This window comes from Arsenicicoccus sp. oral taxon 190, assembly GCF_001189535.1.
In the GTDB taxonomy this organism is placed as follows: domain Bacteria; phylum Actinomycetota; class Actinomycetes; order Actinomycetales; family Dermatophilaceae; genus Arsenicicoccus.
Genome location: NZ_CP012070.1, coordinates 1,180,496 through 1,202,543, shown reverse-complemented (window position 1 = coordinate 1,202,543; position 22,048 = coordinate 1,180,496). Strand labels below are relative to the sequence as shown.

The following is a 22,048-nucleotide window of genomic DNA, read 5'->3' as shown; positions in this document are numbered from 1 at the left end:
TGGGGTCAGGCTGACCCGCGCAGTGTCTCCCAGAGCTTCATCATCCCCATGATGGTCAGGATCTCCTCGCGGGACCGGTCGGCGGCGAGGCGTTCAAGCCCGCGCTGCTGGCTGTCGGTGGCCTCGACGATGACCTCCTGGATGGTGTGCCACAGGTCTGGCCCGGAGAAGAAGTCCGGCTTGTTGTTCGCAACTGCCTGGGCCCGCAGGTCGTCGTTCTCGAGCATCTTGCGCAGCACGGTCTCGACCGCGGAGACCTGGTCGCCGTCGGAGAGGCCGTCGCCGTCGAAGAGGGTGTTGATGTGGGCCAGCACCTCCGACCACGGAACCAAGTCGACGTCGTGACGGCCGCGTGAACCGGCTGCCAGGACCGACGCCAACCCCTCGGCCTCGCCCGCATCGAGGTCGAGGTCCTGATCGGGCTGCTTGTGCAGCGCGTGGTGGGTCAGGGTGACATCGGCCAGGTCGATGGTGTCCTCGTGCCGGTTGGAGTCCTTGAGTGCTTCGGCGAGCAACCGCGCGAAGGTCGCCCGCTTCTCCAGGTCGACGTCGTCGTAGTCGACGATCGCAGCGAGGAAGTCATACGTGCCGACGAAGGTGCGCAGATCCCGGCGGAAGGTGTCGAGCCGGTCGACCTCGCTGTCGTCACGACTCTGCAGTGCCCGCCGGTATGCCGTGTTAAACCTCTCCTTGACCGGCGCCAGAGCAGCGGACAGCTTCCCCTGATTGGGCTTCGTGGAGCCGTCGCCCCAGTAGGCCCTCGCGCAGGTGTCAACGTCGACGTCGTCGAAGAGAGCAACGCCGGCGAGCTTGTCCCACTGGTCGAAGACGATGTTGGGATCGCTGGCCTGCGTGAGGTAGGCGCCCTCGTAGTAGACCTTGAACGCGTCGAGGACGTCCTCGGCGTGGTTGACGAAGTCCAGGACATAGGTGGTCTTGCCCGGGTAGGTGCGGTTGAGCCGGGAGAGGGTCTGGACGCACTGCACACCGTCGAGCCGCTTGTCGACATACATCGCGCACAGCAGCGGCTGGTCGAACCCGGTCTGGTATTTGTTCGCCACGATGAGCACCTGGTACTCGTCGGTGCCCAGCGCCTCCGGGATGGTGCGGCCGCGCAGGTCTCTGTTCATCGAGTGCTCGGTGAACTCATCCGGACCTGACTCCGGGTCGTCGACCGAGCCGGAGAAGGCGACGAGGGTGGCGACGTCGGTGAGGTGGTGCTCGGCGATGTACTTGTCCATCGCCCGCTTGTAGCGCACCGCGGACTTGCGGGAGTCGGTCACGACCATGGCCTTGGCGTTGCCGTCGAGCAGGGGCGCGACGTTGGAGCAGAAGTGCTCGACGATGATCGCGACCTTCTGACTGATGTTGTAGGGGTGCAGCTTGACCCACCGCATCACCGACTTCATCGCCTTGGACTTGTCGACCGTCTCGGAGTCGTAGTCCTGCCCGCCGTGGACCAGGCGGAACGCCGTCCGGTAGGTCGTGTAGTTCGTGAGCACGTCGAGGATGAAGCCCTCCTCGATGGCCTGCTGCATCGAGTACAGGTGGAACGGGACCTTGTCGACCTCCTCCCCGGTGTCGGAGGTGCCGAACAGCTGAAGCGTCTTGCCCTTCGGGGTTGCAGTGAAGGCGAAGAAGGAGACGTTCGGCAGCGCGCCGCGCCCCTCGAGCTCCAGCCGCACCAGGTCGTCGACGCCGACCGTGCCGTCCTCTTCGGTGACGTCGTCGAGAACCTTGCCCGACAGGGTCTGTCGCAGCTTGTTGGCCGACTCTCCCGTCTGGGAGGAGTGGGCCTCGTCGATGATCACCGCGAACCGCTTACCCGCCAGCGACTTCGACTCCCGGATCGCCTCCAGCGCGAACGGCACCGTCTGGATCGTGACGACGATGATCGCCCCGCCGGTGGTCAGCGCCTCGGTCAAGGCCTGCGACTTGGAGGAGAACCGCTTGGCGAAGTCGCTGTCTGTGCCCTGCCCGATCGGCAGCACCACGCCCCGCTTGTGGTCGATCTGGTAGATCGCGTCCTGCAATTGGTCGTCCAGCACCGTCCGGTCGGTGATCACGAGCACCGAGTCGAAGACCTTGACCGAGGCCGCGTCGTGCAGCGTGGAGAGCTGGTGCGACAGCCACGCGATCGAGTTGGTCTTGCCCGAGCCAGCCGAGTGCTGGACCAAGTAGCGCTGCCCGGGGCCCTTCTCCTTCGCGTCGGCGAGGAGCTTCGTGACGGCGTCGTGCTGGTGGTAGCGCGGGAAGATCACCGTCGAGGACCGGCTGACCCTGCCGGTCGGCGGGTCCTTGCGCTTGGTCACCTGGACGTGCATGAACTTGCCGAGGATGTTCAGCCAGGTGTCCGTGGCCAGCACCTCTTCCCACAGGTATGCCGTGGCCGTCCCGTGCGGGTTCGGCGGGTTCCCGGCGTGGCCGGCGTTGCCGCGGTTGAAGGGCAGAAAGCGAGTCTCCGGACCGTCGAGCCGGGTGGTCATGTAAACCTCGGAGTTGTCGACAGCGAAATGCACCAGCGCCCGGTGACCGGGACTCAGCAACGGCTCCCGGCGCCGGGTCTTCGGGTCTACCGGTGGGCGGTCGTGCCGGTACTGGCGGATCGCCTCATGCACGTCCTGCTGGAACTCGCTCTTCAGCTCGGCTGTGGCAACCGGCAACCCGTTGATGAAGAAGACCAGGTCGATCGAGTCGGTCTTGTTCTCCGAGTAGTAGACCTGCCGCGCGACCCGCAGCCGGTTCTGGGCATAGCGCTTCGTGGTCGTCGGGTTCATCGATTCCGCCGGACGGAACTGGCACAGGTCCAACTGCTTGGTGAACTTGAACCCGTAGCGCAGAGCCGCCAGCGTCCCTCCGCCCGCATCCAAGGGACGGTCCAGCGACTCGGCGAGCCGGTCCAGCAGTCGCTGCCGGTCCTTGTCGGTCTTCACGACCGCGGCGAGTGTTTCCGGCTGGGTGGCCTCCAGCCAGGCGAACAGGTCAGCGGGCCACAGCGCCCGCTTCTTGTCATAGCCGGTGGAGCCTGGCTCGTAGACCCAGCCATGCGCCCCGAGGTAGTCGCATAACTCGTCTTCGAGCTGCCGCTCATGCTCCACCGCCACGCCTCAGCCCGCCTTCCCGTAGGTGGTGACGTCCAACGTGCCCGTCACCGCCGCCGTGATCAAGGCCGCACGCCGTTCCCGCATTGTGCCCATGAGCGCCCGTGCCTTGTCGACCACTGCATCGATTCGCCTCGTCTCGCGGTCGATCCTCGCTGCCATGGACGTCTGCTGCTCAAGGGGTGGCATCGCAACCCTCAGGGATGCAAGATCGCCGCAGGTCAGTCCCCCCTTGGTGCTGCCGTTCTCATCGCTCATTCGGCGCAGCTCGCCGTATGACGCGCGAAGCTGCCAAAGCAGAAAGCCGGAGTCCCAGTGCCGCTCTGAGGGCTGGACGAATGCCAAGTGCTGACTGGTGGTGGTGTCGATGCCGGTGAGCGTGGCCATCCCCCGAGTCTTGCCCTGTCCCGTCAGGCCAACGAGCAGACTGCCTGCCCTGACTGGGGGCGAGTGACACTGAGCCACGGCCAACTCTGTCACGAGGGCCGAGGGCCCCACCGCAAGTGCTTGATTAACGACGGAGCTGTTCATCCAAGGGATCGTCCCGTCCTCCCAGTAGTCGGGATTGTCGCGGCTCGGTGTCGAACCATTGCCGATGCGAGTCCGACGGCCGAGCTTGTCCAACGGCCAACCCATCGCTTCGAGCGAGGATGGAGCAGCCGAGGAAACGACGGCTGTCCGATGTTCGTTGAGCGCGTCGACAAGTTCCTCCTGCTTGGCGATGAGCGCATCGATCTTCGCCGTTTCGCGGTCGAGGAAGTCGGCGACAGCACGCTGGACATTCAGCGGCGGGATCCGAACGCCGATGTCTCCAATAGCGGCGGCCGATGTCGCAGGGTAACTGACGCCAGCGCTGATGGACTCGACGGTGGAGATGAAGTTGTCTGCCTGGAGCTGCCACGTCAGATAGCGCGGGTACACACGCTGCCGGTCCGGACTGATCACGGCGAACCCTGTCGAGAAGACAAGGGGGCCCTCAGTTGCGGGCACCTCCGTCACGGCCCGCAGATAGGTCCGCACCGTGGAGACGACGGTGTCGCCAGCTACGGCGAGCCTCCTGGCTCTGCTGGGAGCGACTGCGAAATGGGTTGGTTCGGCCGGAAGCGCGAGGGTCCCCTGACCTACGGCCGAGATGTCTACGTACAGGAACTCAAAGCCAGGATCGGCATCCTCCTCTAGGACGTCCTCGTTGATCGAGCTGACGTACTTGAGCCGGATCATCTCGCTCACGAGTCGAGCTCCGCGAAGAGGTCCTGGATCTCGGCGATCAGCCGCTTGACGTCGGCGTCGATCTCCTCAAGCGGACGCGGCGGGACGTACTCGTAGTAGTGCCGGGTGAAGGGAATCTCGTAGCCGACCTTGGTCTTGGCGTGGTCGACCCAGGCGTCGGGGACGTACGGGAGGACCTCGCGAGCGACATACTCGTCGATGTCCTGACCGAGGGGGACGTTCTCGGTGTCGCGCAGCTTTGGGTCCGGCTCGGGGTTGCCCTTGGCGTCCGTGCAGACCTCCGCGGACTCGTCACGCTCACTCAGTGCTGCGTGGATCGCCTTGCGGACCGGTGATCCAACCTGGAGACCGGCGGCGCCGAGCGCCTGGCCTAAGGCCTGATCGAAAGCCGGCCGCGCTCTCCACACGGTCTCGCGGTCGAGGGTCTGCAACGCGCGGCGGAGCTGCTCCTGCGTGCTTTCGTCGAGCTTCTGCACCGCCTTGGCCTGGATCGCCTAGTCGATCCGCACGGCCGTCGCCTGGTAGGCCAGCCGAAGGGGTCGTTCGACAGTGATGGTGTGGAAGCCGAAGGTCTCCCCCGGGAAGACCTTGGAGCGATTGTCGTCAGCGTCGTCGAAGGCGGCATACAGCTTGACGAGGGTCTCGATGTCGGCGGGCAACAACTCCTTGCGCTTCGATCCGAGGGACTTGCGCATCTTGGTGAACATCTGCGAGCCGTCGATGAGCTGGACGTAGCCGCGCCGTTCGGTCGGCTATTTGCGGTCGAGGACCCAGATGTAGGTGGCGATGCCGGTGTTGTAGAACATGTCGGTCGGCAGGGCGATGATCGCGTCGAGGAGGTCGGACTCGATGACCCAGCGGCGAATCTCCGACTCGCCCGACCCTGCGCGCCCGGTGAACAACGGCGATCCGTTGAGGACGATCGCGGCCCGGCCGCGGACGTTCTCGTCGTCGGGGTCGACGGTGCGCATCTTGTCGATCAGGTGGAGCAGGAAGAGCATCGACCCGTCGGAGACGGCCGGCAGGCCGGGGCCGAAGCGTCCGTTGAAGCCGAGCTGCTTGTGCTCCTTGACGACCTCGCGCTGGGAGGTCTTCCACTCCACTCCGAACGGAGGGTTGGAGAGGCAGTAGTGGAAGTCCTTGCCCGCGTGGGCGTCGTCGGTGAGGGTGTTGCCCAGGGCGATGGCGTCAACCGGCTGGCCCTTGATGATCATGTCCGCTTTGCACACGGCATACGAGCTGGGGTTGATCTCCTGCCCGGCCATGAGCAGCCGGGCGGCCGGGTTCTGCTCGCGCAGGTGCTCGTCCATCGTCGAGAGCATCCCGCCGGTGCCGGCCGCGGGGTCGTAGACGCGGCGGTTCACGGCCTTGCCCGGGGTGGTCGCGTCCTCGTCGCCCACCAGCAGCAGGTCGACCATGAGGGCGATGACCTCACGGGGGGTGAAGTGCTCACCAGCGGTCTCGTTGCTCGCCTCCGCGAACTTGCGGATCAGCTCCTCGAAGACCGATCCCATCTCGGTGTTGCTGACGTGCTGGGGTCGCAGGTCGAGCTTGGCGAACTCTTGGACCACCAAGTAGAGGGCGTTGGCCTCCTCGAGCCGCTGCACCTGCTCCTCGAACCCGAACCGGGTGAAGACGTCGCGGACGTTGTCGCTGAAGCCGTCGACGTAGGAGAGCAGGTTGGCCTTGATGTTGGCGCTGTCGCCCGTCAACGACGGGAGCGTGTACGGCGAGGTGTTGTAGAACGAGTACTTCGCTGCCTTGCGCAGCTTGACGTCCAGCAGGTCCTTGGCCGTCCGGTCACCGGAGCGCTTCTGCTCGGACAGCACAGCGTCCTTGGTCGCCGCCAGGACGCAATCCAGCCGGCGCAGGATCGTCATCGGCAGGACGACGTCGCCGTACTCCTTGGGCTTGTAGGGCCCGCGCAGCAGGTTAGCGATCGACCAGATGAAGTTGGCGTCCGGCTTCGACGGCAAGGTGAGGTGTCCTCTCGTGGTGCGTGGCCCCATCCTTGCCCATCACGCCAGCCTCTCGGTGGAGCGGTCTTGCCCGCGCCGTTCGAGGCGGGGGCAAGACCGAGGGTCAGGCCGCCCGGATCAGCACGAAGCCTCGGCGGCGACTCTCATCAAGGTTGTCCCTCAGCTCGCGAGCGACAACATCCTCGATGTGTGGTGGGACCTGGCAGCCGCACGAGGAGCCCCCGCCACGACCGTAGCCGTCAGGAGCTGCCTCCTCGCAGCGCAGCTCCGGCGGGACCCCTCGGGTGAGGGTGACGCAGAGGTCGTGCTCGCACGCGCGACCCACCAGTTTGACGTGACAGCGATGCGGAGACATCGCCACCTCCTTCGCGGCCCACGTTGGGCCGGGTTCGGGAGGTCTCTAGACTTGGCGATTGCTACATCGAGGTTGTCTAGATGACCTCCGGCGGGGCGAGCGTCGCAAGCGCTCGTCCCGCCCTTTTCTTGGACATGCACCCGATTCTCGGGGGCGGCCCCATCCTGACAGCCCCCACTGATAGCAGCCGGGGCTCACTGGGCCAAGCGACACCGGACGCTCCGGCGGCGGGACCATGCATAACGCGACCGTTGGATTGACCGCGCATCCATAAGCAAATGAGTACGTTACATACGAAGCGTCGCTGCGCAAGATTGGCTGCATCTCGACAACTGCCTCGACCACGGCATGACCCTCCGGTCCCAGGACGGAGGAGTTGCTGAAGACGTCGAGCATTTTGTCCAGTGTCTTGCCAATGGTGTGCACGGAGTGAACCTCCGCAGGGGCAACACCACCCATGGGGATCCATTACACGAGGTTTATGAAACATCCGAAGTGCGTTTGTGAAGTCTCCGCTGCATCTCGACATCCGTCTAAAAGTTAGTGGCCATGTTGGTGAAGCGGGAGTAGTGGCCCTGGAAGGCGACCACGATCGTGCCAGTGGGACCGTTTCGGTGCTTGGCCACGATCACGTCGGCCTCGCCCTCGCGGGGAGATTCCTTCTCGTACATCGACTCTCGGTGCAGCAGCACGACCATGTCGGCATCCTGCTCGATCGAGCCCGATTCGCGCAGGTCCGAGACCATCGGCTTCTTGTCGGTGCGCTGCTCGGGCCCACGGTTCAGCTGCGACAGGGCGATGACCGGCACCTCGATCTCCTTGGCCAGGAGCTTGAGGGCGCGGGAGAACTCCGAGACCTCCTGCTGGCGGGACTCGACGCGCTTGCCGGAGCTCATCAGCTGCAGGTAGTCGATGACCACGAGCTTGAGGTTGTTGCGCTGCTTGAGGCGGCGGCACTTGGCGCGGATCTCCATGAGCGACATGTTGGGCGAGTCGTCGATGAAGAACGGCGCCTCGCTGAGCCGCCCGGTCGTGCGGGCGATCTTGGTCCAGTCGTCGTCCTGCAGCTCGCCCTTGCGCAGCTTCTGCAGCTGGATCGAGGCCTCGGCCGAGAGCAGTCGCATGGTGATCTCGGTCTTGCTCATCTCGAGGCTGAACAGGACGGTGGCCTGCTGGTTGTGGATCGCCGCCGACCGCGCGATGTCAAGCGCGAGCGTGGAGTTGTGGGTCGGGATCATTGACCTGCCGGCGAGATACAGGTGGTCGTCGTTGCTCACCTGGATGCAGCGCACGGGCACCGAGGCGATGGGCTTCACCTTCGTGATGAAGCGGGAGTTTCTCCGCTGGAACTGGCGGCGACGAAGCTCCTTGTGCAGCAGCCTCTTGCGCTCCAGCACGAACACGTCCTCGTCCGAGGAGAAGGTGATCGTGAAGGCCGTCGAGCTCGCCGCCGAGCGGCCGCGCACCTTCTTGCGGCACATGCCACTTCGGTAGCCCAAGCCGGAGATGAGTTCATGTACGTCCTCGGCGAGGCGCAGGCTGGTGGTGGTGAATTGCACGCACCCGCCTGCAGACACGGTCCCGTCGGTGTCAAGGAGGCCAGCCAGCAGGGCGCGCCGCTGGGACTCGCTGGCCCGCTGGTACTCAACGGGGATGTGCTTGTCGCCGAGGACGCCGATCGTCCGGAGGCGGGCCTGGAGGGTTCCATGATGCTTCCGGCATGCCATGCACTGGCGGCCCGTCGTGGTGGGGCCGCCGCAGTCGGGGCAGACTGGCGTGGCGATCGGCTTCTGAAACGTCTTGAGGCGCCCCCCGCACGACTTGCCACACGTCCTGACGTAGGCGACGGGGTTGGTGAACGGCGTCCCACACACGGCGCAGCTCCTCTGCTCAGCGACCACCTCGGTGGCGAGCTGCATGAGATAGCGCATCGGGGACGACGTCTTGGTCACGACCAGTCCATCGGCCTCGAGCCTCATCACGATCTCGGGGTCCGCCGTCGTGATCTGCGCAGCAGCAGAGGTCCCGTCTCCCAGCCAGGCCCCCAGCGTGTACGGCTGGACCAGGAGCTCCCGCTCCGCGAGGGCGAGCGCAGCCGCCAGCGGCACGCTGTGGTTGAGGCGTGCGTCGGCTGTGCCCGTGCGCACCGTCGCAGCAATCTCCTCCGTGGTCCGGATCGCGGCGAACGTCCGCTGATTGCGCTGACCGTTCCTGCCGTCACGAGCGGCCTGAAAAGACTTGCGGCTGGCGCGCGTATCCGTCAGCCACTGGTGCTGGGCGTCGGCCACGATGGTCGAGCCGTCCGAGAAGGACACCTCGTAGCAGGGTCGGTCGGTCATGACCTCGGTCGCAGCGACCACGCGGGTCGGACGACCGTCGGCCCCAATGACCTCGTCACCGACCTGGACCTCACCCATCGTGGTCCAGCCGGTCGGTGTCACGAGGGGGGTGTCGAGCGCAAGCGCCTTGCCGACGGCGGGGCGCGCGGCGATCACGATCATCTGGCCGGGGTGCAGTCCGTTGGTGAGCTGGTCGAGCTCGGTGAAGCCGGTGGGCACGCCGACCATCTCGCCGTTCTTGCCCGAGGCGTGCTCGATCTCGTCGATCGTGGCCTCGAGCACCTCGCCGACAGCGATGTAGTCCTCGCCGCCGCGCTTGTCGGCGACCTGGTAGACCTCGGCCTGCGCGGCGTTGACGATGTCCTCGACGTCGCCGCCCTGGCCATAGCCCATCTGCACGATGCGCGTGCCCGCGTCGACGAGGCGGCGCAGGACGGCGCGCTCCTGCACGATCTCGGCGTAGTAGCCCGCGTTGGCCGCCGTCGGCACCGCGTCGATCAGCTGGTGCAGGTAGGCCTGCCCGCCGATGCGCTGTATCTCCCCGCGCTTGGTCAGCTCGTCGGCGACGGTGATGGCGTCGGCCGGCTCCCCGCGACCGTAGAGGTCGATGATCGCCTCGTAGATCGTCTCGTGCGCCGGGCGGTAGAAGTCGAGCCCGCGCAGCGCCTCAACGCAGTCAGCGATCGCGTCCTTGGACAGCATCATGGAGCCGAGCACCGACTGCTCCGCGTGGACGTCCTGCGGCGGCACCCGGTCGTCGCCGCCCCCGCCACCGCCGCGTCCACCCACCTCGGGCCCGTAGTCCCGGCGGTCGTCCAGCTCGGCGATCGACACGTCCTGCTCCCTCGTCCTGCGCTCGGGTCTGCCCCTCGACACCGACTCAACCACCCACCTCTGACAGACCCCCGTCGACAGCCCTCGGGTGCCGGCACGAGCCAGGTCCCACCACGCGCGCGCGGCACGGGGCTGTGGATAACTGGTGGATTGAACGGTCAAGCCATCCCTCGGATGGGCTGATGCAGCACGCTAAGGGTCGCGAATCCGCCTCTGCAACCACGCCCTGTGGACAACGTGTGGACAACACGCGGGACAACGCGGCCAAGTCGGTGGACAACCCTGTGGAGGGTGTGTGACTTTTCCGCAACCTCCCCGTCGAGACCACCCCTGACCTGCTCGTATGCCGTCCCCACGCTGTGCAAGGAAACTTCTCGCTGGGGATTACGCCATCTGAGGAGCCTGGCTCACGGTGTGGACAAACCGGACCATTCAGGACCCCACCCGTGGGCGTCCCTCACCCCTGTGGTAGCCGTTCGTGATCGAGGCGTTACGTTACGGAGCGGTAGGCGGCGTTGACCTGCGGTTTTCCACACCACCAGCCTATCTGGCCCCACTTCTGTGGAAACCGCCACTCCCCGAACCGTCCTCGCCCCCACCTCCACCCCACCCCTATCCTCGCCAGGGTGTCCCCGTCGATCCCGCCGTCACCCGCCCGCGAGATCACGCGCCTCGCCGTCCCGGCCTTCCTCGCCCTGGTCGCCGAGCCCCTCTTCCTGCTGGCGGACAGCGCGATCGTCGGCCACCTCGGCACCCCCCAGCTCGCCGGCCTCGGCGTCGCCAGCGCCGCGCTGCTCACCGCCGCCAACATCTTCGTCTTCCTCGCCTACGGCACCACCAGCGTCGTGGCCCGCCACGTCGGCGCCGGCGACGAGCGCGGCGCGGTCGCCAACGGCCTCGACGGCGTGTGGCTCGCCGCCGCCCTCGGCCTCGTCACCAGCCTCGTGGTCGCCGCAGCAGCCCGGCCGCTGGTGTCGCTCTTCGGCGCCAGCGCCGACGCCGTCACCCACGCCGAGCAGTACCTCCGGATCAGCGCAGCCGGCATACCGGCCATGCTCGTCGTGCTCGCCGCCACCGGCATCCTGCGCGGCGTCCAGGACACCCGCACCCCCCTGGTCGTCTCCGTCGCGGGGTTCACGGCCAACGTGGCCCTCAACCTGCTGCTCGTCTACGGCCTGCACCTCGGCATCGGCGGCTCCGCGCTCGGCACCGTCATCAGCCAGTGGGGTATGGCGATCGCCCTGCTCGCCGTCGTGGTCCGCGCCGCCCGGCGGCTGCAGGCCGACCTCCGCCCGCACCCCGGGAGGGTGCTCGTCGCCGCCCGCGGCGGGGTCCCGCTGCTCGTCCGCACCCTCGCGCTGCGCGCGGTGCTGCTGCTGACCACCTGGGCCGCCGCGGGGCTCGGCGACGTCCCGCTCGGCGCCTACCAGGTGAGCGCCACCGTCTGGAGCTTCCTGACCTTCGCCCTCGACGCGCTGGCCATCGCCGCGCAGGCCCTCACCGGCAAGGCCCTCGGTGCGGGCGACGCCGCCGGGACCCGCGCCATGACCAGCCTGATGGTGCGGTGGGGGCTGGTCGGGGGCGCCATCCTCGGGCTGCTGCTGCTGGCGGTGCACCGGGTCCTGCCGCCGCTCTTCACCCCCGACCCGGCGACCCAGGCGGCCCTCGCCGCGGGCCTCGTGGTCGTGGCGCTCGGCCAGCCCATCAGCGGGTGGGTCTTCGTGCTCGACGGCGTGCTGATCGGCGCCGGCGACGCCCGCTGGCTCGCCCGGGCCCAGCTGGTGCTGCTGCTCGCCTACCTCCCCGTCGTGCTCGCGGTCCGCCACGTCGCCGCCCCGGTCGGGGACGCGGCCGCGCTGATCTGGCTGTGGGCCGGGTTCACCGTCTTCATGACCCTGCGGGGGATCGCGCTGGCGCTGCGGGCCCGCACCGACGCCTGGCTGGTCACCGGCGCCACCCGGTAGCCACACCCCCGCCACTCCGATCACCACGCCGCAGCCCACGACCCGCCGGCTACGGCCCCACGGCCTCCTGCGCCGGGCTCAGCGCCAGCGCCACGCACCCGCCCACCGCGAGCGCCACGCCCGCCAGCGCCACCGGCGCCCAGCCGCCACGCACCCCGTCTCCAAGCACGGCCACGCCCACCACGCCCGGGAGCAGCACCTCGACGACCCACATCACCGCGGTGACCGGGCCGAGGGAGCCGAGCTCGAGGCCGCGGGCATACATGACGGCACCGGCGACGCCCGACGCCACGAGGGCCCACGCCACCGGCTGCGCGGCCACCCCCAGCACCATGGCCAGGCCCTCGCCGCTCGGTGCCTGCACCGCGCGGGCGGCGAGCGCCAGCCCCGAGAAGCCGACGCCGGCCAGCGCCCCCAGCGCCAGCGGGTGGCCGCGGCGCCACAGGGCGGCCGACGCCACGAGCGTGACGACGACGAGGGCGACCACGGACCCGGCATACCAGCTCGGGGGTGCGGTCGAGGCCTCCGACCCGGAGGACAGCGCCACCCCGGTCAGCCCGGCCGTGACCACGGCGATGGCCAGCCAGTCGCGCCCGCGCGGGCTCACCCGCAGCACCACCGTCGCGAGGAGCACGGTCACGGCCAGGGAGCCGGCGAGCAGCGACTGGACGACGAAGAGCGGCAGCGCCCGCAGCGCCACCAGCGACGCGACCCACGCGAGGCCGTCGCAGCCCAGGCCCACGAGGTAGGCCGGGTGGGTGACCACCGCGGCGCCCGACGCCCGGCTCGCCGCGAGACCCTGAGCCACCGACGCCACCGCGTAGAGGAGCATCCCCGCGATCGCGGCGACGAAGCCGACGATCACAGCTCGAGACCCAGCAGGGCGTTCTCGACGACCTCCATCAGGGCGGGATGGATCCAGTACTGCCCGCGGGCGAGCTCGGGGACGGTCTGGCCGAGGGACATGCCCTGGATCAGCGGCTGGATCAGGTTGCTCGCGTCGTGCCCCATGATGTGCGCGCCGAGCAGCTGCCGGGTCTGCGGGTCGGCGAGCAGCTTGCAGATGCCGGTGGTGTCCTCCATCGCCCAGCCGTAGGCGGTCGCGCCGTAGTCCTGCACCTTCACGACGTAGTCGCGCCCGGCCGCCTGCAGCTCGCGCTCCGTCAGGCCGACCGACGCGATCTGCGGGTGGGTGAACACGGCGGCAGGGACGTAGCGGTGGTCGCTGGACCGCAGGTCGTCGGGGTGGGCGAGGTTGTGCGCGACGACCCGCGCCTCGTGGTTGGCGACGTGCTTGAGCTGCCAGTGGCTGCTGATGTCGCCGACCGCCCAGACCCCCTCGACGCTGGTGCGCTGCTGCTCGTCGACCCACAGGCGGGGTCCGTCCATCCGGTAGCCGACCTCCGCGAGGCCGAGCTGGTCGGCGTTGGGCACGCGCCCGGTGGCGACCAGCACGGCGTCGGCCACCACCTCGCCCGACCCCGGGGGCCCGGTCGTCGTCAGGTGCCAGGCCCCGTCGCGGCGCTCGGCGGCGCTGATCTGGGTGCCGAGCCGCAGGTCGTAGCGCTCTCCCGCGATCTCGGTGAACCGCCCGGAGATGAGGTCGTCCTCCTTGCGGAGCAGGGTGCCGCTGCGCTGCAGCCAGGTCACCTCCACGCCGAAGGAGTCGAAGATGTGGGCGAACTCGGCCGCGACGAAGCCGCCGCCCACGACCGTCAGGCGCCTCGGCAGCTCCTCCATCCGCATCACGCTGTCGCTCGTGTGCACGCCGAGCGAGGGGGCCGCCTCGCGCAGGCCGTCGACGTCGAGCATCGACACGCGCGAGCCGGCGGCCACGACGATCTGGTCGGCCGTGATGGTGGCGCCGGTGCCGGTGTCGATCTCCTTGGGCCCGACGAACCGCGCGCTCCCGTCGAACACCGTGATGTGCGGGTCCTGGCGGCGGTACTGCTCGCCGCCCGCGGCGATCTGGTCGATCCGCCCGGCAAAGATCCGGTCGCGGATCTCGCGCCACCGCACCTGCGGGTCGCACGGGAAGGACGCGCCCAGGCGATCGAGGTGCTGCGCGGAGGTGATGACGTCGGCCGGGTAGGCGTACATCTTGGTGGGGATGCAGCCGACGTTGAGGCAGGTGCCGCCGAAGGTGCCCCGCTCGAGGATCGCGATGTCCTGGTCGGCCAGCTCGGGGGTGATGAGCGAGTTGCCCGAGCCCGTGCCGATGATGATCAGGTCGAAGTGACGGTCAGCCATGCTCCCGAGCCTAGACGTGCAGCCTGACCCCAGGCTGCCCCCAGGACCGGTCCTCAGGACTCCCCGGCCAGGCGGTCGCCCGTCACGGCCCTCACCTGGTCCATCGCCTCGAGGGTCGCGATGGTCGCGTCGAGGGGCCGTATGCCGCTCTCCACCCGCCCCTCGCCGAGGCAGTGCGCGACCTCCAGCGCCTCCCAGTACAGCCCGTCATGAGCGGTCGCCGCCTCGAGGTGGCGCAGCTGTCCCCCGTCGCGTCCGTGCAGGGTGAACGACCCCGGCTGGTACCACGGCCCGTCCAGCGACACCCACGCGTCGGTGCCGCTGATCGCGGCGACGGTGGGGGTCTCGACCAGGGCGCTCGCGTGCAGCGCCGACTGCGCGTCGCCGTGCCGCAGCATCATCGTCGTCTGCGCCATCGTGCCCGTCGGCCCCCGCACGCCCTGCGCGGCGACCTCGGTGGGCGCCCCCAGGACCCACGTCGCGAGGGTGAGCGGATAGGTGCCGAGGTCCATCATCGCGCCGCCCGCGAGCGCCGGGTCGTGGATGCGGTGGGCGTCGGGGAAGTACTCGCCGATGTCGGCGGACACCATCGTCGGCTCACCCAGGACGCCGTCGTCGAGCAGCCGGCGGAGCACGCGGAACTTCGGCAGGCACAACGACCACATCGCCTCCATCGCGAGGACGCCGGCGGCGCGGGCGGCCTCGGCGATGCGCCGGGCACCCGAGGCGTCGATCGCGATGGGCTTCTCGACGAGCACGTGCTTGCCCGCCGCGATGGCGAGCAGGGCGTGCTCGACGTGCTGCGGGTGGGGGCTCGCGACGTAGACGACGTCCACGCGCGGGTGGGCGACCAGCTCGGCATACGACCCCAGCGGCTCGCCCCCGAGCCGCCCGGTGAAGCGCTGCGCGCCCTCCTCGGACCGGGAGCCGACCGCGGCCACCTGGTGGTTCGTATGGCGAAGGACGGACGCGACGAACCGCTCGGCGATCCACCCCGTGCCGAGGATGCCCCAGCGCAGGGCGGGGCCCCCGGCGGGATCCGGCAGGCGGGGCTCGGGCAGGCTGTGCGGGAAGGACATCGGCGTCGCTCCTTCGCTCGTTGCTGGGCTGTTGCTGGACAGTGGCCGGTTCATGTCAGATAGTACTGACAATTGTCAACGAAGGAGATCGAGCATGCCCTTGCAGCCCGTCCGCATCGGTCTGATCGGCTGCGGCCGCATCGGCCGGGTCCACGCCCTCAGCGTCACCGCAGCCCCCGGGGCCGTGCTCACGACCGTCGTCGACGCCGTCCCCGCCGCCGCGGAGTCGCTGGGCGAGCTGCACGGCGCCCGCGTCGCCGCCACCCCCGCGGAGGTGCTGGCGTCCGCCGACGTCGACGCCGTCATCATCGCCTCCCCCACCGCCACTCACGTCGACCTCATCGACGCCGCGATCGACGCCGGCAAGCCCGCCCTGTGCGAGAAGCCCATCGACCTCGACATCGCCCGCGTCGAGGCGCTGCGCGGCAAGGCGTCGGCCGCGACCACGCCGATCATGCTGGGCTTCAACCGTCGCTTCGACCCGCACTTCTCGGCGCTGCACGCGCGGGTCGCCGCGGGCGAGATCGGCCGCCTGGAGCAGCTGTCCATCATCAGCCGCGACCCCGCGCCCGCGCCGACGGACTACCTCGCGGTGTCCGGCGGGATCTTCCGCGACATGACGATCCACGACTTCGACATGGCGCGGCACTTCGTGCCGGACGTCGTCAGTGTGTTCGCCTCGGGGACGGCGCAGTTCAGCGAGGACATCCGCGGTCTCGGCGACTACGACTCCGCGGTGGTGGTGCTGACTGGCCGCGAGGGCCAGCAGGTGACGATCACCAACTCGCGGCACGCGGCCTACGGCTACGACCAACGGCTGGAGGCCTTCGGCTCGGAGGGGCTGCTCGAGGCCGGCAACGTCACCGACACCGTCGTGCGCCGCTGGACCGCCGACGCGGTCGAGGTGCGCGAGCCCTACCAGAACTTCTTCCTCGAGCGGTATGCCGCGGCCTACCAGCGCGAGCTCGCGGCGTTCGTCGCCGCCATCCGCGAGGACGCTCCGGTGCCGGTGGGCTTCCACGACGGGTGGGCCGCCCTCGTGCTGGCCGACGCCGCCGCCCGGTCCGCCGCCGAGGGTCGCGTCGTGGAGGTCGACCTCGACGCCTGACCCGTCCGGTCAGGCCGGGTCGATCCACCGCGTCGGCAGGTTGTAGCGCGTGATGATCTCCAACGACGCCGGCACGGTCAGCGGGGCGCCCGACACCAGCCGGTGGTGCCTCAGCACCTGACGGACGGCCCGACGGCAGTCGCTCTGCAGGTCGTGGTGGATCACCGCGTCGATGGCCCCCGAGCGGAGCAGCGCGACGTTGTCCTCGTCGAGGTCGTGCGCGACGTAGGCCTCCACCCGTCGCCCCCGGCGCCGCAGCTCGGCGAGGGTGGCGCGGTTGCCACCACCGACGGAGTAGACCGCGCACACGCCCGGCTCCTCGTCGAGCGCCGGCCCGACCAGGTCGCCCGTGGCGGCATCGAGCCCGTCCGCGTCCGACACCACGAGCACGGGCTCCTCCGGCCGCAGCACCGCCAGCTCGTCCTCGAACGCCCGCACCCGCTCATGCTCCCCCAAGAAGGTCGAGCGGCTCATCGTCACCAGCACCCGCCGCCCCTCGCCGTCACCCACGCCTCGCGGGGTCAGCCAGCGCGACACCAGGAAGGCTGCCGTCGCCCCCGCCTGCTGGTTGTCCAGTCCGACATACGCCACCCGCCTGCTGCTCGGGACGTCGGTGACCAGGGTGACCACCGGTATGCCGCGCCCCGCCGCCCGGTCCACCGCCGCCGCGATGGCCGGGTCGTCCGGCGCCTTGAGGAGCAGCCCCTGCGAGGTGCGGCCTCCCGACCCGACCCGGTCGATCGTCTCCACGAGCTCCTCGACGTCGGCCCGCTCGCGCAGGTGGAACCTCGCCCGCACGGCCGCTGGCCGCACCCACGCCAGCTCGGCCTCGAGCGCCGTCCGCACGGCGCCCGTGAACCGCGCCGGCGCCTGCATCACGACGTCCACCAGCACGGTGCGGGCGCCGAGCCGCAGCTGCGACTGCTGGCGGTCGAGCTCGAGCACGGCCTGCTCGACGGCCCGCACGGCCGCGGCGCTCACGTTGCTGCGCCCGTGCAGCGCGCGATCGACGGTGGCCTCGGACAGGCCGGCCTGGGCGGCGATGTCCTTGAGGGGGTGCGGCGGCCTCATTCCCCGACGGTAGGCCTGATCGCGACTGAGGTCTATCTGAGGTCTTTGACCCCAGCCGACGGCCGGTCCGCGAGCCACCATGGAAGGGAAGGACCACGACGACGAGGAGACGCCATGCCGACCACGACCCGCCCGGCTCCCAGCCCGACCTACACGGCGCAGGACTGCCGCCTCGAGGACCTGCGCGCGGTGCTCGAGGCCCGCACCGACGCCACGGCATACCCGCACGCCCAGGCCGTCGAGCAGGAGGTGCTGCTCTATCGAGCCGACCGGCTGCGCGAGGCGCTCGGCAACGGGCCCGAGGCCGCCCGCGAGGTGCAGGCCGAGCTGGCCCACGCCCTGTCCGAGGGGCCGGGGATCGTGGTGCTGCAGGGCGCCTTCGAGCACGACGTGGTCGACCGGGTCAGCGACGGCTTCCGCACGATCATCGACGAGCAGCGCGCCTCCGGCCGCGTGGCGGGCGACCACTTCGCCAGGCCCGGGGCCAACGACCGCGTCTGGAACGCCCTCGAGAAGCTCGCCGTCACCGACCCCGAGGCGTTCGTCGACTACTACGCCAACGACCTCGTGGCGCTGGCGGCGACGGCCTGGCTGGGACCTGGCTACCAGGTCACCTCGCAGGTCAACGTGGTCAACCCGGGAGGCGCCGGCCAGACCGTGCATCGCGACTACCACCTGGGGTTCCTCGGGCCGGAGGTCAGCGAGCGCTACCCCCGGCACGTCCACATGATGTCGCCGATGCTGACCCTGCAGGGCGCCGTGGCGCACGTCGACATGCCCGTCGAGAGCGGCCCCACCCTCTATCTCCCCCACTCGCACCGCTACGAGCCCGGCTACGTCGCCTACTGGCTGCCGGAGTTCCAGGACTACTTCCGCGAGCACCACGTGCAGCTGCCGCTCGCCAAGGGCGACGCCGTGTTCTTCAACCCCGCGCTGTTCCACGCCGCCGGCACCAACCACTCGACCGACATCCTCCGCATGGCCAACCTCCTGCAGATCTCCTCGGCGTTCGGCCGGGCCATGGAGCGCGTCGACCGGCGCCGCGTGGTCGAGGCCGTCTATCCGGTCCTGCTCTCCCGCCAGGACGCCGGTATGCCGACCGCCCGCCTCCACGACGCGATCGCCGCGTCGGCGGAGGGCTATGCCTTCCCCGCCGACCTGGACGTCGAGCAGCCCGTCGACGGGATGGCGCCACCCAGCCAGGCCGACCGGGTGCGCTCGGCGCTGGCCGCTCGGCTCCCGGTGACCGAGCTCGACTCGGCGTCCGACGCGGCGTCGACCGGTCCGCTCGCGAGCGCAGCGACCGAAGCCGCCACGGCTGCGGGCCCCACGACCGGGGGCGCGGCCTGATGCGCGAGCTCCTCCAGGACCGGGTGGTCCTCGTCAGTGGCGGCACCCAGGGCGTGGGTGCCGCCGTGGCGCGGGCCGCCCTGCGCGAGGGCGCCCGCGTCGTTGTCACCGGGCGCCGCGCGGACGTCGGGTCGGCGGCGGCCGACGAGCTGGCACGCGAGCACGGCTCGCACCGCGCGGAGTTCGTGCAGACCGACCTGGCCGACGTGGACCAGGCACGCGCCTCGGTCACAGCGACGGTCGAGCGCTTCGGCCGGGTCGACGGGCTCGTCAACGCCGCCGGCCTCACCTCGCGCGGGTCGCTGCTCGACACCACCCCCGAGCTGCTGCAGCAGCACCTCTCGGTCAACCTCGTGGCGCCGTTCTTCACGATGCAGGCGGCGGTCGAGGACATGCGTCGTCGGGGCGCCCCCGGCACGATCGTCAACGTGCTGACCATGTCCTCCCACGGCGGCCAGCCCTACCTCGCGCCCTACGTCGCCTCCAAGGCCGGGCTGGCCGGACTCACCCGCAACGCGGCGCACGCCCACCGCTTCGACCGCATCCGCATCAACGGCCTCAACATCGGCTGGACCGAGACGCCGGGCGAGGACGAGGTGCAGCGGCGCTTCCACGGTGCGCAGGACGGGTGGCTCGAGGAAGCCTCCGCCGCCCTCCCCATGGGCAAGCTGGGGCAGGTCGACGAGATCGCCGACATGGTCGTCTATCTGCTGTCCGACCGCAGCGGCGTCGTGACCGGCTCCGTCATCGACTGGGACCAGACGGTGCCCGGCGCCCACGACTGACGCCTGCTGCCTCCACGCCCCGGCCGTCCGGAACTGACCGCTCGGCGGGGGTGCGGGGCGCGGGATCACCGACACCCCGCCTCTCGGCATACGGCTCAGACGAACTCGCCCCGGGAGAAGCTCTCCTCGAGCTCCTCGAGGGAGCGGCCACTGGTGTTGGGCAGCATCTTCCAGAGGAAGAAGATCGCCGCGAGCCCGATCACGAAGAACAGGCCGAACATCCCCTGCAGGCCGGCCTTGCCCACGATCACGGGGAAGGAGAAGGTCAGCGCGGCGTTGACCAGCCACATGCACAAGATGGAGATCCCCATCCCGAAGCCACGGATCCGCAGCGGGAACATCTCGGACAGGGCGACCCAGACCGGCGCGTTGAGGCAGCACTGCATGAAGAACACGAAGGTCACGCAGAGCACCAGGATGACCCAGGCGCGGGTGGTGCCCGCCGGGAGGATCGTCGCCGCGAGGGTGATGAGGCCGTGGATCGTCGTCGTGGCGCAGAACCCGATGATGATGAGCTTGCGGCGGTGGACCTTGTCGATCACCACGAACAAGCACAGCGCGGTGCCGACGACCGCGAGGACCCCGTTGGCGACGTTGGCGATGATCGCCGCGCTGGCCGAGAAGCCCGCCTCGGTGAGCAGCTGGGTGCCGTAGTACATGATCGAGTTGATGCCCGTGACCTGCTGCGCGGCGGCCAGGCCGCAGCCGATGATCACCAGTCGACGGATCCACGGGACGGCCATGTCGGACCAGCCGCCCTTGTGGGACTCGGCCTCCTCATCGGCCAGTTGCTCCACCTCGCCAAGCTCGGCGCGGGCGCGGTCCTCGTTGCGGACCTCCATGAGCACCTGCAGCGCCTCGTCGTAGCGACCCTTCGAGATGAGCCAGCGGGGGGACTCCGGCATACGGAGCATCCCGAAGAACAGGAACACCGCGGGGACGGCGCACACCGCGAGCATGTAGCGCCAGACCCCCTCGTGCTGACCCCAGACGCTGGCGATGATCGCGTTGATGATGAAGGCCAGCATCTGCCCGAGCACGATCGCGAGCTCGTTGCGCCCGCTGAGGGTGCCACGGCGCTCGGTGGGGGCGAGCTCGGACAGATAGACGGGGACGGTGGCCGACGCCGCGCCGACCGCCACGCCCAGGACGAAGCGGGACGGGAGCATGACGCCGAGCCCGGGGGCGAAGACGCAGCCGAGCGTGCCCACGAAGAACACGACGGCGATCAGGGTCAGCGTCCGCTTGCGGCCCAGCCTGTCGTTGAGCACGCCGGAGACGAGCGCCCCCACCGCGGCGCCGATGAGCAGCGTCGCCGTCACGAGACCCTCGGTGACGGTGGTCAGGCCGAGGTCCTTCTTCATCGGCTCGAGGGCGCCGTTGATCACGCCCGTGTCGTAGCCGAACAGCAGGCCGCCGAACGTCGCGACGACGGCGATCAGGTCCAGGCGCCGCTGGTGCGGGCCCGGGCGGAGCGGCGGGAGCGTCACCCCGCCGGGGCTGCTGGTGGGACTGCCGTGGGACATCCTCGTCTCCTTCTGCCTTCCGCAGCACGCGGATTCGTAGCGTCCTTGCTCGTATCGCTATCACAAGTCAAGAGGCCGGTGTAGACACTGTCAATAGATTGTCCTTACATTTACCCCGAACCGTTGCACGACGAAGGAGTCCGCATGACCCTCACCGCCGGACCGTCCGAGCAGGTCTCGCAGCACCCGGGGTTCGACCTCGCGGTGTGCTCCGAGATGCAGCTGCTCGATCTGCCCCACCTCGACCGCGTGCGGCGGCTGCACGCGCTGGGGTTCGCCGTCGAGCTGTGGGACTGGACGCCGCGGGACGTCGACGCGCTGGCGGCGACGGGTGCGCGCTTCACCTCGATGACGGGCTACACGCGGGGCGAGCTGATCGACCCCGCGGGCGCGGACGAGCTGCTGCGCACCGCCCGGGAGTCCGTCGCCGTCGCCCATCGCCTCGGCGACCCGCACCTCAACCTGCACGGCACGGGCCTCGGAGACGGCGGTATGCCGAACCGCCCGCAGAGCGTGGTGACCCCCCGCGACTGGCTCGCCGCCGAGCGGACGCTGCGTCGTGTGGCCGCCCTCGGCGAGCGCGAGGGCGTGACCTTCCAGCTCGAGAACCTCAACCTGGACGTCGACCACCCCGGCGTGCCGTTCGCGCGGGCGGCGGACGTGATCACGCTGCTGGAGTCCGTCGGGTCGCCCGCGCTGCGCATGAACCTCGACCTCTACCACGCCCAGATCGGCGAGGGGAACCTCATCGAGCTGTGCCGCCGGGCCCTGCCCCTCGTCGGCGAGATCCAGGTCGCCGACGTGCCCGGCCGGTGCGAGCCGGGGACGGGCGAGATCAGCTATCCCGGCATCGCCCGGGCCCTCGCCGAGATGGGGTATGCCGGGGTGGTGGCCCTCGAGGGGTGGGCGTCCGGCGACAGCGAGGTGGCGCTCGAGCGCTTCCGGGACGCCTTCACCCTCTGACCCGACCCCCGCCCCCACCCGCCTCGAGCCCACCCGGCCCACCCGCCCAAGCTCGTCGAGAGGCGACGAATGGGGGTTATCCGGCTCGGATAACCCCCACTTGTCGCCTCTCGA

Annotated in this window: 16 protein-coding genes; 5 read left to right on the top strand and 11 right to left on the bottom strand. The window is 69.6% G+C overall.

Annotation, left to right across the window (positions count from 1 at the left end; all coding sequences use genetic code 11):
- Positions 1 to 5: 5 nt before the first annotated feature.
- From ADJ73_RS05620 to dnaB, 6 genes are all read right to left on the bottom strand, one after another.
- Positions 6 to 3,104, bottom strand: a complete 3,099-nt coding sequence (locus ADJ73_RS05620; RefSeq protein ID WP_050347444.1) for a type I restriction endonuclease subunit R — start codon at positions 3,102 to 3,104, stop codon at positions 6 to 8.
- 3 nt (positions 3,105 to 3,107) lie between these two features.
- Entirely contained in the window at positions 3,108 to 4,322 is a 1,215-nt protein-coding gene (locus ADJ73_RS05615) for a restriction endonuclease subunit S (RefSeq protein WP_253272707.1), read from the bottom strand.
- 5 nt (positions 4,323 to 4,327) lie between these two features.
- The gene (locus ADJ73_RS17795) at positions 4,328 to 4,807 is read right to left on the bottom strand and encodes a hypothetical protein (protein ID WP_082176763.1); all 480 of its coding nucleotides are present in this window, start codon (positions 4,805 to 4,807) and stop codon (positions 4,328 to 4,330) included.
- Positions 4,808 to 4,825: 18 nt separating this feature from the next.
- Complete coding sequence (locus tag ADJ73_RS17790) at positions 4,826 to 5,038, bottom strand: hypothetical protein (RefSeq protein WP_367379593.1); 213 nt, start codon at positions 5,036 to 5,038, stop codon at positions 4,826 to 4,828.
- 45 nt (positions 5,039 to 5,083) lie between these two features.
- Positions 5,084 to 6,307 carry a type I restriction-modification system subunit M gene (locus ADJ73_RS17785; protein ID WP_367379592.1) on the bottom strand — a complete coding sequence of 408 codons (1,224 nt, stop codon included), beginning with the start codon at positions 6,305 to 6,307 and terminating at the stop codon, positions 5,084 to 5,086.
- A gap of 891 nt (positions 6,308 to 7,198) precedes the next feature.
- Positions 7,199 to 9,793, bottom strand: a complete 2,595-nt coding sequence (gene dnaB / locus ADJ73_RS05605; RefSeq protein WP_050349272.1) for a replicative DNA helicase — start codon at positions 9,791 to 9,793, stop codon at positions 7,199 to 7,201.
- Between the two features lie 671 nt (positions 9,794 to 10,464).
- Here dnaB and ADJ73_RS05600 point away from each other — a divergent pair.
- Positions 10,465 to 11,802, top strand: coding sequence for an MATE family efflux transporter (locus tag ADJ73_RS05600; RefSeq protein ID WP_050347442.1), 1,338 nt, complete (start codon positions 10,465 to 10,467; stop codon positions 11,800 to 11,802).
- 49 nt (positions 11,803 to 11,851) lie between these two features.
- Here the strand turns inward: ADJ73_RS05600 and ADJ73_RS05595 are convergent, their stop codons facing one another.
- The 3 genes from ADJ73_RS05595 to ADJ73_RS05585 are packed head-to-tail and all read right to left on the bottom strand — an operon-like array spanning position 11,852 to position 15,131.
- Positions 11,852 to 12,667 (bottom strand): hypothetical protein, encoded by an 816-nt coding sequence (locus ADJ73_RS05595; protein WP_050347441.1) that lies wholly within the window; start codon positions 12,665 to 12,667, stop codon positions 11,852 to 11,854.
- On the bottom strand, positions 12,664 to 14,052 hold the full coding sequence (locus ADJ73_RS05590; RefSeq protein WP_050347440.1) for a mycothione reductase: 1,389 nt from the start codon (positions 14,050 to 14,052) through the stop codon (positions 12,664 to 12,666). Before ADJ73_RS05590 ends, ADJ73_RS05595 begins: the two co-directional genes overlap by 4 nt.
- A 53-nt stretch (positions 14,053 to 14,105) precedes the next feature.
- On the bottom strand, positions 14,106 to 15,131 hold the full coding sequence (locus tag ADJ73_RS05585; RefSeq protein WP_050347439.1) for a Gfo/Idh/MocA family protein: 1,026 nt from the start codon (positions 15,129 to 15,131) through the stop codon (positions 14,106 to 14,108).
- Positions 15,132 to 15,225: 94 nt separating this feature from the next.
- Here ADJ73_RS05585 and iolG point away from each other — a divergent pair, with 94 nt between their 5' ends.
- Positions 15,226 to 16,239 carry an inositol 2-dehydrogenase gene (gene iolG, locus ADJ73_RS05580; RefSeq protein WP_050347438.1) on the top strand — a complete coding sequence of 338 codons (1,014 nt, stop codon included), beginning with the start codon at positions 15,226 to 15,228 and terminating at the stop codon, positions 16,237 to 16,239.
- A 9-nt stretch (positions 16,240 to 16,248) separates the two neighbouring features.
- On the opposite strand, the gene ADJ73_RS05575 is transcribed toward iolG, so the two are convergent.
- Positions 16,249 to 17,310, bottom strand: a complete 1,062-nt coding sequence (locus tag ADJ73_RS05575) for a LacI family DNA-binding transcriptional regulator (protein WP_050347437.1) — start codon at positions 17,308 to 17,310, stop codon at positions 16,249 to 16,251.
- A 114-nt stretch (positions 17,311 to 17,424) separates the two neighbouring features.
- Here ADJ73_RS05575 and ADJ73_RS05570 point away from each other — a divergent pair, with 114 nt between their 5' ends.
- Together ADJ73_RS05570 and ADJ73_RS05565 are read left to right on the top strand one after the other, a co-directional pair.
- On the top strand, positions 17,425 to 18,660 hold the full coding sequence (locus ADJ73_RS05570) for a phytanoyl-CoA dioxygenase family protein (RefSeq protein ID WP_082176761.1): 1,236 nt from the start codon (positions 17,425 to 17,427) through the stop codon (positions 18,658 to 18,660).
- Positions 18,660 to 19,445 carry an SDR family oxidoreductase gene (locus ADJ73_RS05565; protein ID WP_050347436.1) on the top strand — a complete coding sequence of 262 codons (786 nt, stop codon included), beginning with the start codon at positions 18,660 to 18,662 and terminating at the stop codon, positions 19,443 to 19,445. The genes ADJ73_RS05570 and ADJ73_RS05565 overlap by 1 nt, the downstream gene beginning before the upstream one ends.
- A gap of 95 nt (positions 19,446 to 19,540) precedes the next feature.
- Here the strand turns inward: ADJ73_RS05565 and ADJ73_RS05560 are convergent, their stop codons facing one another.
- Positions 19,541 to 20,971, bottom strand: coding sequence for a sugar porter family MFS transporter (locus ADJ73_RS05560; protein ID WP_050347435.1), 1,431 nt, complete (start codon positions 20,969 to 20,971; stop codon positions 19,541 to 19,543).
- A 144-nt stretch (positions 20,972 to 21,115) separates the two neighbouring features.
- On the opposite strand from ADJ73_RS05560, the gene ADJ73_RS05555 reads away from it, so the two are divergent.
- Positions 21,116 to 21,934 carry a TIM barrel protein gene (locus ADJ73_RS05555; protein ID WP_050347434.1) on the top strand — a complete coding sequence of 273 codons (819 nt, stop codon included), beginning with the start codon at positions 21,116 to 21,118 and terminating at the stop codon, positions 21,932 to 21,934.
- The last annotated feature ends 114 nt before the right edge of the window (positions 21,935 to 22,048 follow it).

Coding starts and splice junctions, on each gene's coding strand:
- ADJ73_RS05615 (WP_253272707.1), bottom strand. CDS start 4,322: ATGATCCGGCTCAAGTACGTCAGCTCGATCAACGAGGACGTCCTAGAG.
- ADJ73_RS17790 (WP_367379593.1), bottom strand. CDS start 5,038: ATGTTCACCAAGATGCGCAAGTCCCTCGGATCGAAGCGCAAGGAGTTG.
- ADJ73_RS05590 (WP_050347440.1), bottom strand. CDS start 14,052: ATGGCTGACCGTCACTTCGACCTGATCATCATCGGCACGGGCTCGGGC.
- ADJ73_RS05585 (WP_050347439.1), bottom strand. CDS start 15,131: ATGTCCTTCCCGCACAGCCTGCCCGAGCCCCGCCTGCCGGATCCCGCC.
- iolG (WP_050347438.1), top strand. CDS start 15,226: ATGCCCTTGCAGCCCGTCCGCATCGGTCTGATCGGCTGCGGCCGCATC.
- ADJ73_RS05575 (WP_050347437.1), bottom strand. CDS start 17,310: ATGAGGCCGCCGCACCCCCTCAAGGACATCGCCGCCCAGGCCGGCCTG.
- ADJ73_RS05570 (WP_082176761.1), top strand. CDS start 17,425: ATGCCGACCACGACCCGCCCGGCTCCCAGCCCGACCTACACGGCGCAG.
- ADJ73_RS05565 (WP_050347436.1), top strand. CDS start 18,660: ATGCGCGAGCTCCTCCAGGACCGGGTGGTCCTCGTCAGTGGCGGCACC.
- ADJ73_RS05560 (WP_050347435.1), bottom strand. CDS start 20,971: ATGTCCCACGGCAGTCCCACCAGCAGCCCCGGCGGGGTGACGCTCCCG.
- ADJ73_RS05555 (WP_050347434.1), top strand. CDS start 21,116: ATGACCCTCACCGCCGGACCGTCCGAGCAGGTCTCGCAGCACCCGGGG.